The 13,812-nt window shown below is 59.2% G+C and carries 11 protein-coding genes; 8 read left to right on the forward strand and 3 right to left on the reverse strand.

Annotation, left to right across the window (positions count from 1 at the left end; translation table 11 throughout):
* Window positions 1-552: 552 nt before the first annotated feature.
* From AC07V9_RS12605 to AC07V9_RS12635, 7 genes are all read left to right on the forward strand, one after another.
* Window positions 553-870, forward strand: coding sequence for a type II toxin-antitoxin system PrlF family antitoxin (locus AC07V9_RS12605; protein WP_495016042.1), 318 nt, complete (start codon window positions 553-555; stop codon window positions 868-870).
* Window positions 870-1,334, forward strand: coding sequence for a type II toxin-antitoxin system YhaV family toxin (locus AC07V9_RS12610; protein ID WP_495016043.1), 465 nt, complete (start codon window positions 870-872; stop codon window positions 1,332-1,334). The genes AC07V9_RS12605 and AC07V9_RS12610 overlap by 1 nt, the downstream gene beginning before the upstream one ends.
* A 218-nt stretch (window positions 1,335-1,552) precedes the next feature.
* Window positions 1,553-2,797 carry a multidrug efflux RND transporter periplasmic adaptor subunit MexE gene (gene mexE / locus AC07V9_RS12615; protein WP_495016044.1) on the forward strand — a complete coding sequence of 415 codons (1,245 nt, stop codon included), beginning with the start codon at window positions 1,553-1,555 and terminating at the stop codon, window positions 2,795-2,797.
* Window positions 2,798-2,809: 12 nt separating this feature from the next.
* The gene (locus AC07V9_RS12620) at window positions 2,810-6,001 is read left to right on the forward strand and encodes an efflux RND transporter permease subunit (RefSeq protein ID WP_495016045.1); all 3,192 of its coding nucleotides are present in this window, start codon (window positions 2,810-2,812) and stop codon (window positions 5,999-6,001) included.
* Window positions 6,001-7,398, forward strand: coding sequence for an efflux transporter outer membrane subunit (locus AC07V9_RS12625; protein ID WP_495016046.1), 1,398 nt, complete (start codon window positions 6,001-6,003; stop codon window positions 7,396-7,398). The genes AC07V9_RS12620 and AC07V9_RS12625 overlap by 1 nt, the downstream gene beginning before the upstream one ends.
* A gap of 150 nt (window positions 7,399-7,548) precedes the next feature.
* Window positions 7,549-8,646 (forward strand): tetratricopeptide repeat protein, encoded by a 1,098-nt coding sequence (locus tag AC07V9_RS12630; RefSeq protein ID WP_495016047.1) that lies wholly within the window; start codon window positions 7,549-7,551, stop codon window positions 8,644-8,646.
* Between the two features lie 366 nt (window positions 8,647-9,012).
* On the forward strand, window positions 9,013-9,375 hold the full coding sequence (locus AC07V9_RS12635) for a histone-like nucleoid-structuring protein, MvaT/MvaU family (protein ID WP_495016048.1): 363 nt from the start codon (window positions 9,013-9,015) through the stop codon (window positions 9,373-9,375).
* A 450-nt stretch (window positions 9,376-9,825) separates the two neighbouring features.
* Here AC07V9_RS12635 and AC07V9_RS12640 read toward each other — a convergent pair whose 3' ends face one another.
* A complete protein-coding gene (locus AC07V9_RS12640; RefSeq protein ID WP_495016049.1) occupies window positions 9,826-10,377 on the reverse strand; it encodes a DUF4946 domain-containing protein in 552 nt (183 codons plus the stop codon).
* 148 nt (window positions 10,378-10,525) lie between these two features.
* Here AC07V9_RS12640 and gloA point away from each other — a divergent pair, with 148 nt between their 5' ends.
* The gene (gloA, locus tag AC07V9_RS12645; RefSeq protein WP_495016050.1) at window positions 10,526-11,053 is read left to right on the forward strand and encodes a lactoylglutathione lyase; all 528 of its coding nucleotides are present in this window, start codon (window positions 10,526-10,528) and stop codon (window positions 11,051-11,053) included.
* Between the two features lie 172 nt (window positions 11,054-11,225).
* On the opposite strand, the gene ahpF is transcribed toward gloA, so the two are convergent.
* Together ahpF and ahpC are read right to left on the reverse strand one after the other, a co-directional pair.
* Entirely contained in the window at window positions 11,226-12,788 is a 1,563-nt protein-coding gene (ahpF, locus tag AC07V9_RS12650; protein WP_495016051.1) for an alkyl hydroperoxide reductase subunit F, read from the reverse strand.
* Window positions 12,789-12,935: 147 nt separating this feature from the next.
* Window positions 12,936-13,499: an alkyl hydroperoxide reductase subunit C gene (gene ahpC / locus AC07V9_RS12655; RefSeq protein WP_259103120.1), complete on the reverse strand. Its 564-nt coding sequence runs from the start codon at window positions 13,497-13,499 to the stop codon at window positions 12,936-12,938.
* Window positions 13,500-13,812 lie beyond the last annotated feature (313 nt).

The following is a 13,812-nucleotide window of genomic DNA, read 5'->3' on the forward strand; positions in this document are numbered from 1 at the left end:
TGAGTGCGAGCGCGTGAATCAGTGGTTTAAACGGATTTAGGTTTGAGTTGCAAGGCGGTGTAGCTCGGACGCTTACGGTGTCAGTTAACCTCGCTTATGTGGTTATGCGTACGTTAGCCCTACTCTGACTCACCGCGCCGCAGTAAATGAGCTCTATTGAGGGCGCAGGTTTCGTGCTTATCTCCGATTAGGGAAGTCGATTCATATCAGCATCAAACCACTGGTTGGCAGAGACATCATGCCCGCCTCTTAAGCGATATGTTCCGGTTACGCACCCAGAGCCATACTGGATTTCGTCAGGAGTCGCCATTCGTGATCGCTCGTGTACGGCATAGGATTGGGGGCAAAATTGGGGGCATATCAAGATTTTTTCAAACTGAAACTACCGTCCTAGAGCCAAGTCAAAATGTTCTTTGGCGATCCGGACAGCTTGTAAAACGAAGTTGTATACTCGTCAGCACGTCTGAAACGACCTTCCAACATGATGACTCCCGATTGACAAAGGTAAGGAATATTCCTTACCTTGTCGCTCAGCTCGTTAGGAGACCCGTCATGCCCGCCATCCACGAAATCGCCACGCTCACCTCCAAAGGTCAAATCACCCTGCCTAAATCCGTTCGGCAACTGCTGGGGCTGGATGCAGGTGGCAAGATCGCTTTCGACGTGCGCGGCGGTGAAATTGTCGTGACACGTGCAAATGCACCCCATGAAGACCCGGCCATCGGTGCGTTCCTCAGCCTGCTTGAGGCCGATATTCGCGCGGGCAGACATATCGAAGCGTTGCCAAAAGATCTGGCGCTTACGATGCTGGCCAACGCAGACCACGAGGTGAATCTGGACGAAGACATCGAGGGTGAGGTTGAACTCTGATGCAGCGCCATGGATGGACACTGCTGTTCCATGAGGGTGTGATCGCCCAGCTGCACAAACTTCAGTGCGCCGCAGAGCGGGCCGAACAGAACGACCCGCAGGGTTTTGCGAGCAACGCTAACGTCAAATTATTCCGCGCACTGAGTCAATTGATCCTCAACGGCGTGCCAGTTGACCCTGCCAGGGATGAGTTCCGCCAGGGCAATACGTTGGGCACAGCCTACCGCCACTGGCGAAGAGCAAAAATCGGCAGGCGCTTTCGGCTCTTCTTCCGCTACGACTCGACAGCCAGAATAATCGTCTATGCCTGGGTCAACGATGAGCAGACTTTGAGGTCCGCCGGCAGCCGCTCCGATCCCTATGCCGTCTTCGAAAAGATGCTAGGCAAGGGCAACCCGCCCGATGACTGGGATGCACTGGTCTCATCGACATCCTGTGACTGGGCAGAGGTCCAGTCACGCTGACTTCAAAGCCGGCATCCCTCTATTGTGAAGCCACTTGCATGCACCGAGTTCGGGGCGATCCTAATCGCGTCAACCCCGTTGGAGCGAAACCCCGGAATAGAGCCTTTGTAACCGGAAATATCATTCCCACTGATATTTACCTTCGCCGTATTCGATTCGTGCAATAGAACCCCCGAGAACAGAATCCGCCCATCTCAATAACATCGGCGGATTTTCCCATGGTTCAGTCACTTACTCCTCTGCGCTACCCCCTTGCCGCGTTGGCTCTGGTGGTGCTCAGTGCTTGTGGAAAAGGCCCGGAAACGGCCGCCCAGGCACCAGCCGCTGCCAAGGTCAACGTGGCCAAGGTCCTCGAACAACCCGTCAACGAATGGGACGAGGTCACCGCCCGCCTGGAAGCCCCGGAAACCGTACAGGTTCGCCCTCGCGTTTCGGGTCAGATCGACTCCGTTGCGTTCACCGACGGCGAGCTGGTGAAGAAAGGTGATCTGTTGTTCCAGATCGACCCACGCCCGTTCGAAGCCGAAGTGCATCGTCTCGAAGCACAACTGCAACAGGCCAAGGCTGCCTCGGTTCGCAGCAATAACGAAGCCCAGCGTGGTGAGCGCCTGCGCACCAATAACGCGATCTCCGCCGAGCTGGCCGACTCGCGCACCACCACCGCGCAGGAATCCAAGGCTGCTGTGGCGGCCATTCAAGCGCAGCTGGATCTGGCGAAACTGAACCTGAGCTTTACCCGCGTCACCGCGCCGATCACTGGCCGCGTCAGCCGTGCGGAAATCACCGCAGGCAACATCGTCACCGCCGATCAATCGATCCTTACCAGCCTGGTGTCGACCGACAAGGTCTACGCCTACTTCGACGCCGACGAGCGGGTGTTCCTGAAATACAACCAACTGGCTCGCGACGGCAAACGCAGCGCGACCACGCCGGTGTACATGGGCCTGTCCAACGAGGCTGAAAACCCGCACCAGGGTCAGATGAACTTCGTCGACAACCAGGTCAACCCGCGTACCGGCACCATCCGCGGTCGCGCCGTGTTCGACAACAGCAAGGGCGACTACACCCCGGGCTTGTATGCGCGACTGAAACTGGTGGGCAGCGGCACTTACTCGGCGATGCTGATCAAGGACGAGGCCGTGGGCACCGACCTTGGCAAGAAATTCGTGCTGGTGGTCGACAAGGACAACAAGGCGACCTATCGCAATGTCGACTTGGGGCCGAAGCTTGAAGGCCTGCGTATCGTGCGCAGCGGCCTGGGCAAAGACGACCGCATCGTCGTGAGCGGTTTGCAACGTGTGCGTCCGGGCTCGCCGATCGACCCGCAAGACACGCCGATGGCCACCCCCGAAACGCTCGCTGCTCTGCAACAACAGCGCCAAGCACTTGAAGCCAGCAACCAACCCCAGGCCCAGAAAAAACTGGACGCCAAGGTTGCCGCTGCCGCTTCGCCACGCGGTTAAGGGACACACTCGATGAATTTTTCAAAGTTCTTTATTACGCGTCCGATCTTCGCAGCGGTGCTCTCGCTGTTGATTCTGATCGCCGGCGCCATCTCGCTGTTCCAGCTACCGATCAGTGAATACCCCGAAGTCGTGCCGCCGACCGTGGTCGTGCGCGCCAACTTCCCCGGCGCCAACCCGAAAGTGATCGGCGAAACCGTGGCCGCGCCACTGGAGCAGGCCATCACCGGTGTCGAGAACATGCTGTACATGTCCTCGCAAGCCACCGCCGACGGCAAGCTGACCCTGACCATCACGTTCGCCTTGGGCACCAACCTGGACACCGCGCAGGTGCAGGTTCAGAACCGCGTAACGCGGACCGAGCCGAAGCTGCCGGAAGAAGTGACCCGCATCGGTATCACCGTGGACAAGGCCTCCCCTGACCTGACCATGGTCGTCCACCTGACCTCCCCCGACAAACGCTACGACATGCTGTACCTGTCCAACTACGCCGTGCTCAACATCAAGGATGAGCTGGCGCGTCTGAACGGTGTGGGTGACGTGCAGCTGTTCGGTATGGGCGACTACTCGCTGCGCGTCTGGCTGGACCCGAACAAGACCGCTTCGCGCAACATCACGGCCACCGACGTGGTCAACGCCATTCGCGAGCAGAACCGCCAGGTTGCCGCCGGCCAATTGGGTGCACCACCTTCGCCGAGCGCCACCAGCTTCCAGATGTCGATCAACACCCAAGGCCGCCTGGTCTCTGAGGAAGAGTTCGAAAACATCATCGTTCGCGCTGGCGAAAACGGCGAGATTACGCGCGTCAGAGACATCGCCCGCGTAGAGCTGGGTTCCAGCCAGTACGCCCTGCGTTCGCTGCTGAACAACCAGCCTGCCGTGGCCATCCCGATCTTCCAGCGCCCAGGCTCCAACGCCATCGACATTTCCAACGAAGTGCGCGGCGAAATGGAACTGCTGAAGAAGAGCTTCCCCGAAGGCATGGACTACAGCATCGTCTATGACCCGACCATCTTTGTGCGTGGCTCCATCGAGGCAGTGGTTCACACCCTGTTCGAAGCGCTGATTCTGGTTGTGCTCGTGGTGATCCTGTTCCTGCAAACCTGGCGTGCGTCGATCATCCCGCTGGCCGCCGTGCCGGTGTCGCTGATCGGTACGTTCGCGGTCATGCACCTGTTCGGCTTCTCGCTCAACGCGCTGTCGCTGTTCGGCCTGGTACTGGCGATCGGTATCGTGGTGGACGACGCCATCGTGGTGGTGGAAAACGTCGAGCGAAACATCGAGCTCGGCCACAAACCGATGGAGGCCACACAAATCGCCATGCGCGAAGTGACCGGCCCGATCATCGCGACAGCCCTGGTGCTGTGCGCGGTGTTCGTACCCGCAGCGTTCATTTCCGGTCTGACGGGGCAGTTCTATAAACAGTTCGCCTTGACCATTGCGATTTCAACGGTGATCTCGGCGTTCAACTCCCTCACCCTGTCGCCAGCGCTGGCTGCCGTACTGCTCAAGGGCCACGACGAGCCGAAGGATGGTTTCTCGCGTTTTCTCGACAAACTGTTGGGTGGCTGGCTGTTCCGTCCGTTCAACCGTTTCTTCGTCAAGGCCAGTAGCAAATACGTCAGCACCGTGGGCCGGGTCATCCGCATCAGCGGCGTGGCACTGGTGGTGTATGCCGGTCTGATCGTGATGACCTGGCTGGGCTTCTCCACCACCCCAACGGGTTTTGTCCCACAACAGGACAAGCAGTATCTGGTGGCCTTTGCGCAATTGCCGGACGCCGCCAGCCTTGACCGCACCGAAGACGTGATCAAGCGCATGTCGGACATCGCCCTCAAGCAACCGGGCGTTGAAAGTGCCGTTGCGTTCCCGGGCCTGTCGATCAACGGCTTCACCAACAGCCCCAACTCCGGGATCGTGTTCGTGACCTTGAAGCCGTTCGAAGAACGCAAGCTGGCCAGTGAATCGGCGGGCGCCATCGCCGGCGAACTCAACGGCAAGTACGCGGCGATTCAGGAAGCCTACATGGCGATCTTCCCGCCGCCGCCGGTACAGGGCCTGGGCACGATCGGCGGTTTCCGTCTGCAGATCGAAGACCGTGGCAACCTGGGTTACGACGAACTCTATAAAGAGACGATGAACGTCATCGCCAAGAGCCGCAGCGTGCCGCAATTGGCAGCCTTGTTCACCAGCTACACCGTGAACGTGCCGCAAGTGGACGCCGCCATCGACCGCGAAAAGGCCAAGACTCACGGCGTGGCCATCAGCGACATCTTCGACACCCTGCAGGTGTACCTGGGTTCGCTGTATGCCAACGACTTCAACCGTTTTGGTCGCACCTATCAGGTCAATGTTCAGGCTGAACAACAGTTCCGTCAGGACGCCGAGCAGATCGGTCAACTGAAAGTGCGCAACAACCTGGGCGAGATGATTCCGCTGGCGACGCTGCTCAAGGTCACCAATACCTCGGGGCCCGACCGCGTGATGCACTACAACGGCTTCATCACCGCCGAGATCAACGGCGCGGCAGGCCCAGGCTACAGCTCGGGTCAGGCAGAAGCGGCCATGAACAAACTGCTCAAAGAGGAACTGCCCAACGGCATGACCTACGAGTGGACCGACCTGACCTACCAACAGATCCTGTCGGGCAACACGGCGCTGCTGGTCTTCCCGCTCTGCGTACTGTTGGCGTTCCTGGTGCTGGCGGCGCTGTATGAAAGCTGGAGCCTGCCACTGGCGGTCATCCTGATCGTACCGATGACCCTGCTGTCGGCCATCGCCGGTGTGATCATTGCCGGAAGTGACAACAACATCTTCACCCAGATCGGTCTGATCGTACTGGTGGGCCTGGCCTGTAAGAACGCCATTCTCATCGTCGAATTCGCCAAGGACGAACAGGAAAAAGGCAAGACCCCGCTGGAAGCCGTTCTGGAAGCCTGCCGCCTGCGTCTGCGTCCGATCCTGATGACCTCCTTCGCGTTCATCATGGGTGTAGTGCCTCTGGTGCTCTCCAGCGGTGCAGGTGCCGAAATGCGCCACGCCATGGGTGTGGCGGTGTTCTCCGGGATGCTCGGCGTGACCTTCTTCGGTCTGCTGCTGACACCGGTGTTCTATGTCCTGATTCGTAATTTCGTGGAACGCAAAGAGGCCCGCAAGGCGGCCAAGGCTCAACGCGTTCAGACCATCGCTCCGGAGGCTCATTGATGAAGGCTGCAAAACTCTTCCTGCCGAGCCTGTTGGTCCTGGCGCTGGCGGCCTGTGCCGTCGGCCCGGACTACAAGAAGCCGGACACCGCAGCGGCCAACGTTCAGGCCGCTGCACAAGGCGCTTATGACCGCAGCCGCACAGAAACCATCTGGTGGCAGCAGTTCGACGACCCAACCCTGAACCAACTGGTGGCCCAATCGCTGCAAGGCAACCGTGAACTGCGCGTGGCCTTCGCCCGCCTAAAAGCGGCCCGCGCCATTCGTGACGACATCAGCAACGATGCCATGCCAGTGGTGACCAGCCGTGCCAGCAGCGACCTGGGCCGTGCGCAGGTGCCCGGTCAGACCGAGCACCGCGTCAATCAGGAACGTTACGACCTGGGCCTGGACATGGCCTGGGAGATCGACCTGTTCGGCCGCATCCAGCGCGAACTGGAAGCCAGCGAAGCCGATCAGCAAGTGGCCGAGGCCAATCTGTATCAGCTGCAGGTGACCATGATCGCCGAGCTGGTAGATGCCTACGGTCAGCTGCGTGGCGCACAACTGCGCGAAAACATTGCCCGCGACAACCTGAAGAACCAGCAGGATTCGCGCACTGTGACCGTGCAACTGCGTGACGAAGGCGTGGGCAACGAAATCGACGTGGTGCGTGCCGATGCGCGTCTGGCCGCCGTAGAGGCCAGCATTCCGCAGCTGCAAGCCGAGCAGGTGCGTGAGCGCAACCGCATCGCCACCCTGCTGGGCGAGCGCCCGGACGCCATGACTGTCACCCTCGCCCCGGCCAAACTGCCGGCGATTTCCAAGGCCTTGCCGATCGGTGATCCGACCAGGCTGCTGGAGAACCGTCCGGACGTGCGCAGCGCCGAGCGTCAACTGGCCGCGCAAACCGCACGGATTGGCGTGCAGACCGCCGACCTGTTCCCACGGGTCAGCTTGAGCGGCTTCCTCGGCTTTACGGCCAGCCGTGGATCGCAAATCGGCTCGGGCGCAGCCCAGGCCTGGGGCCTTGGTCCGAGCATCACCTGGGCCGCGTTTGACCTGGGCAGCGTGAGAGCGCGCATTCGTGGCGCCAACGCCGATGCCGAAGGTGCACTGGCCAACTACGAGCAGCAAGTGTTGCTGGCCCTGGAAGAAACCGAAAACGCCTTCAGCGACTACGACAAGCGTCAGCAACGTCTGGTGTCGCTGGTGCGTCAGAGCGAAGCCAGCCGTTCGGCGGCCAATCTCGCGAGCATTCAGTACAAGGAAGGCACCGCTGACTTCCTCGTCCTGCTCGATGCCGAGCGCGAGCGCTTGGCCGCCGAAGACAGCCAGGCCCAGGCCGAAATCGACCTGTACCGCGGCATCGTTGCGATCTACAAGGCGCTGGGCGGCGGCTGGCAGCCGAATGCCTGATTCACCGGCCATCTTGATTGCGCGGTAGCTTTGCCTGCCGCGCCGCTCAAGCCTCGGACTCACAAGGTCCGGGGCTTTTTATTTGCGCGACCGTTTGACACCCGGCCAGCACTCCCCGAAGCTTCCCTGCACGCAGAAATGGATATCAGTATGTCGAAGGCTTCTGAACAGCACTCCCCCCCTCACCTGAAAACGCGCCGTCGCTGGACGATCGCGATTGCAGTGATCGTAGCGTTGCTGGTCATCGCGGCAGCGCTGCTGGTGCGCAACTGGACCGCGCCGCCCGCAGCCCCGGTGGTCAACCACAGCTACGCCGAAGCGCTGGAGCAGGCCCATAACGGCAAGCCTGGCGCCGCGCGAGTGCTGTATCAGCAACTGAGTCGCACCGATCTGTCAGACATTCGTCGCGCAGGGCTGCTGACCGAACTCGTCAACTACCCGAGCGCCCAGGCGCTGAAGATTCTCGATGGCGATCTCAAGCGTCACGTACCTCTCGTTCAGCAGGCGGCCATTGACGCTGTCACCGCGCTCATTCCCGAAGCGCAGCGCAGTGTGCTCATTGGCCCATTGCTCGACGACCCCGACCAAGGGGTGCGTTTCGCTGCCGTGCGCGCCCTGCTCGGCCTGTCACCGGATGACGTCGGGCTGTATTACGGCTCGCTGCAGCAAGCCGCCGAAGACTACGAGAACGCCCTCGCCTCCCAGCCACCCAGCGGCCAGAGTCAGTTGCAACTGGCGAAACTGTTTATCAATCGGGGTGACACCCGTAAAGCGTCCGACGCCCTGGATCTGGCCCTGAAGCTGGAGCCCGACAATGTGCAGGCCGGTCTTGCGCAAGTTGACCTGCTGGACCAGCAAGGTCAGGCCGATCGCTCCCGTCAGCAACTGGCTCAGTGGCTCGATAAGCACCCGCAATCGTCGTTGCTGCAACATGCGCTGGGACGCTGGCTATTGCATCACCAACAACATGAATACGCATTGCTGGCACTGGCCAAGGCCGTGGAGCTGGAGCCCGAAAACACAACCTATCGCTATGAGCTGGCAGTTGCCCTGCACGATCTTCAGCAGATGGAACCGGCTCAGCGCCAGCTGGAGGACATTCTGCAACGCCAGCCGGCCAACCGTAACGCCCGGGTGCTGTTGATTCGCTACTGGAAAGAAACCGGCCAACTGCAGAAAGTGCAGATACTGCTGGCCGAACTCGAACAGCTCAATCCAGACGACCCGGCGTTGCAGCAAGGTCTGTAACGCACGCCAATATGGGCGTGCGACGCAAGTCGATAGTTTCTCTCAGGGAAAAAGTTTGAGAAATTACTTACAACGATTAGCGCATGTCCCGGCATTTTTTGTCAGACCCGGTTATCTTTGCCTGCAAGTTTCATATAACAAATGTGCTCGACCTATTTTCCAACTCGAAAAAAACGTGCATTATTTACCCGTAGCGCATCACAACTACCCCATGACCTCATCGCGACTGACAACTCACCGTTAGTTTCTCGATCTGACGACAACGTCAAGGCACCGGGTAGTGAATAAATGAGCACAAGCCCCGGATTCGGGTCTATGTCGCTTGCGTTGGGCTGACAACAGCCGTTTACCGCCGGAGTACTATTTTTGTCCAGACTTGCCGAGTTTCGCGCCGCAGAAAAAGCCCTTCAGGAACAGCTGGCTCAGCTGGAAAACCTGAAGAATGATGCCGGACTGAAGAAGGAGATCGAATTCGAGCAGAAGCTCCAGGCGCTGATGAGCACCTACGACAAGAGCCTGCGTGACGTCATCGCCATCCTTGATCCAAACCCGTCGGCGGCAGCACCTGCTCCTGCCGGTCCCAAGCGCCGCCGTGCACGCGTGGTCAAGGTTTACCACAACCCGCACACAGGCGAACTGATCGAAACCAAAGGTGGCAACCATCGCGGCCTGAAAGCCTGGAAAGAGCAATACGGCGTTGAAACCGTCGACTCTTGGCTGCGGGGCTGATCCCTGCTTGTGCAGCACCCATCGCTATTAAAAAAGCCCCGCTCTGCGGGGCTTTTTTATAACCATTATTAATCTTCAGGCCTTGATCGATATACTGAACAGCATCGCGGGAATCTTGCTCAGCCGAGAGGCCGTACCAACTTCTGATATTGAATCGCTGATTCACGATGCCTATGTCGACATCGCAGAAGATCAAAAGCCGCGAGATCAATACGAAGCAATAATCCATTGGTGTTATTAAGCACAACAATAATTGACTTGCCAGCTAATCGCTTCGTGCGCCAGGTGACATGACGACTGGCCAGTCATCAGCGCCCACTTTCGACCAAAGGAAAAGGCCCTTCACGTTTTTTTCACATGCACTTCTACAGGATGAAGGCTGCTAAAGGATTAGCGCCCCATGCCCGCTTCGGCGGGCTTCTTTATGCCTGACGAATACTCATTTCCCGATCATGGGTTGACGTCAAGGCGCAGGCTGTCGCGGATGCGCAGCACTTCGTCCTTGTTGGCCGCGTAACCCTCTTTCGACCCTGCGTACGACAACGACCACGCCATTTCTTTGTTGGCCGCCGCCACCAGCGTCTGGGTCATCACATGGGCGCCGTTCTGGGTGATCGTGCAGGTGGTTTCCATCGCTGGCACCTGGCTGAGGGTGCTCTGTTTCATCTGCGTGCAGACACTCTGGAAGCCGCCATGCACGAAATTGACCTGCACGGCCTTGCGCATCTCCAGCAACACACCCTGAACATTTACCGCGTGACCGGGCTGCAGGCGGGTCTGGGTCAATTCCACGACCATCGCCGGATCGCCATTGGCGTCGTTTTTGACCGCGCGCTGACGAATCTGCACGGACGGGCCATCGGCGCTGGCCTGTGTGGGCGGCAATGCCTCGACCTCCCAGTCACTGGGCCAGACGATCATCGCATCGGCTGCCAGCGCCGTATTGAAACCGAGGGACAGGCACAGGCCTGCAAGGGAACAGAGGCGAAACGCGAAAGCCATGATCGATACCTGAACGTCGAGCCGCAAGTGTGAGCCACACGGCTCATGCTCACAAGGCCTGCGACAAGACGTCAGTATTTTCGGGTTTGGCTCAGGCGCCAGGTCCCGTATCATGAGGCAACATTTACAGGATCAAACCGGAGTCATCATGAGTCTGCACGAACTGAACACTTTCCCGGGCGTCACCGCTCAGCCCGACGCGGCCACCGCGCAATTCGTGTTCAACCACACCATGTTGCGGGTCAAGGACATCACGGCCTCGCTGGACTTCTACACCCGCGTACTGGGCTTCAGCCTGGTGGAAAAACGCGACTTTCCCGAAGCCGAATTCAGCCTGTACTTCCTGGCCCTGGTGGATAAGGCGCAGATCCCCGCTGACGCCGCGGCGCGCACCACCTGGATGAAAGGCATCCCCGGCATCCTTGAACTGACCCACAACCACGGCACCGAAAAAGATGCCGCGTTCAGCTACCACAACGGCAACACCGACCCACGCGGATTCGGCCACATCTGCATCTCGGTGCCGGATGTGCACGTCGCCTGCGCACGCTTTGAAGCGCTGGGCGTGGATTTCCAGAAACGCCTGACCGATGGCCGCATGAAGAGCCTGGCCTTCATCAAAGATCCGGACGGCTACTGGGTCGAGATCATCCAGCCAACGCCAGTCTCGGAATAACGCCACCGCTGTTGCAGGAGCGCGCTTGCCGCGACCGCTTGTGCCAGTGAGGAATGAGTCAATGACACAGCGCCATCGCGGGCAAGCACGCTCCTGCGGTGACCGGTAATGCACAAAAAAACCTCATGATCGCTCATGAGGTTTTTTAGTTGCGCGCGAACTCAGCCAGGCATCACGCCGGGGCGCTGGTGCGGATCAGGTGATCGAAAGCGCTCAGCGAGGCCTTGGCGCCCTCACCCACCGCAATCACGATCTGCTTGTACGGCACAGTGGTCACGTCACCTGCAGCGAAGATACCCGGAATCGAGGTTTCACCGCGGTTGTCGACCACGATCTCGCCACGGGGCGACAGCTCGATGGTGCCTTTCAGCCATTCGGTGTTCGGCAGCAACCCGATCTGCACGAAGATCCCTTCAAGCTCGACATTGATCTCTTCACCAGTGACGCGGTTTTTGTAGCGCAGGCCGTTGACCTTCTGGCCGTCACCGGTCACTTCGGTGGTCAGCGCGCTGGTCAAAACGGTCACATTCGGCAGGCTGTGCAGTTTGCGTTGCAGCACGGCGTCAGCGCGCAGGCTGCTGTCGAACTCCAGCAGGGTCACGTGGGACACGATACCGGCCAGGTCGATCGCCGCTTCAACGCCGGAGTTACCGCCGCCAATCACCGCAACGCGCTTGCCCTTGAACAGCGGGCCGTCGCAGTGCGGGCAGTACGCCACGCCTTTGTTACGGTACTGCTGTTCACCCGGCACGTTCATTTCGCGCCAGCGGGCGCCGGTCGCCAGAATCACGGTTTTGGATTTCAGCACGCCGCCGCTGGCGAACTTGACCTGGTGCAGAGCGCCATCCTTGCCCGGAATCAGCTGATCGCCGCGTTGCAGGTTCATGATGTCGACTTCGTATTCCTTGACGTGTTCTTCAAGGGCCACGGCCAGTTTCGGGCCTTCGGTGTGTTGCACCGAAATGAAGTTTTCAATTGCCATGGTGTCGAGCACCTGGCCGCCAAAACGCTCAGCCGCAACCCCGGTGCGGATGCCTTTACGCGCAGCGTAGATCGCAGCAGCGGCACCGGCCGGGCCACCCCCGACGACGAGCACGTCGAAGGCTTGCTTGGCGTTCAGCTTCTCGGCCTGACGGTCACCGGCGCTGGTGTCGATCTTCGCCAGAATCTCTTCCAGGCCCATGCGGCCCTGGCCGAACAGCTCGCCGTTCAGGTAGATGCTCGGCACCGACATGATCTGACGGTCGGTGACTTCCTGTTGGAACAGGCCGCCTTCGATGGCCACGTGCTGCACGTTCGGGTTGAGCACGGCCAGCAGGTTCAGCGCCTGGACCACGTCAGGGCAGTTCTGGCAGGTCAGCGAGAAGTAAGTTTCAAATTTGAACTCACCGGTCAGGGCACGTGCCTGCTCGATGGTTTCCTCGCTGGCCTTGGACGGGTAGCCGCCGACTTGCAGCAACGCCAACACCAGCGAGGTGAATTCGTGACCCATTGGCAGGCCGGCAAAACGCAGCTTGATGTCTTGGCCCGGGCTGTTCAGGGCGAAGGAAGGCGTGCGTGCATCGGTGCCGTCGGTGTTCAGGGTGATCTGATTGGAGCTGCTGACAATGTCGTTGAGCAGGGCCAGCATTTCCTGGGATTTCGCGCCGTCATCGAGGGACGCGACGATCTCGATCGGGCGAGTGATCCGCTCCAGGTACGACTTCAGCTGAGCTTTAAGATTGGCGTCCAACATGATTCGGATTTCCTTTTCTTCGTGTTCAAGGTCGAGAACGGTGATGCTTGAAATAAAAACGCCCAGGCGATGACCGCCCGGGCGTTTTTGGGGGCGATGCGGTTTACGTGCTTATGGGCTCATCGCCCCCGATCCGGTCATGGCGACTTAGATCTTGCCAACCAAGTCCAGGGAAGGAGCCAGGGTAGCTTCGCCTTCCTGCCATTTGGCCGGGCAAACTTCGCCCGGGTGGGCAGCAACGTACTGAGCAGCCTTGATTTTGCGCAGCAGCTCGGAGGCGTCACGGCCTACGCCGCCGTCGTTCAGCTCAACGATTTTGATCTGGCCTTCTGGGTTGATCACGAAAGTACCGCGGTCAGCCAGACCCGCTTCTTCGATCAGCACGTCGAAGTTGCGGGAGATGGTCAGGGTTGGGTCACCGATCATGGTGTACTGGATTTTGCCGATCGCTGGCGAGGTGTTGTGCCAGGCAGCGTGAGCAAAGTGGGTGTCGGTGGACACGGAGTAGATTTCAACGCCCAGTTTCTGGAACGCGTCGTAGTTGTCAGCCAGGTCTTCCAGTTCGGTTGGGCAGACGAAGGTGAAGTCGGCTGGGTAGAAGAACACCACAGACCATTTGCCTTTGAGGTCAGCATCCGAAACGTCAACGAAAGCGCCGTTTTTGAAAGCGGTAGCTTTGAACGGTTTTACTTGGCTGTTAATGATAGGCATCGGGTGGATCTCCTTAGGGTTGAAAAAATCGGGTTTGAATTCGATGGGAAGGATCTTACGCACAATCCTCGGCAAGGGCTCATTGGCAAACCTGATGCTGGTGATTGGTTTTGGCTATAAAGGAACCTTATTAATAGAAGAATTCAGTTACACCTTCGCGAACACTGATCCCCTCTGCGCAAGGTAGCACTGACGCCACACCAGCCTACCCACTTCAATGATTCCTGTTCAAGGCGAAAACCCTCAATGGCAGGCAGACAACTTTCAAAACTTCGGGCAAAGTAGCCGCCATTCGTAGTATGTAACCAGCATA

This window comes from Pseudomonas sp. GW821-FHT02A11, from assembly GCF_059421985.1.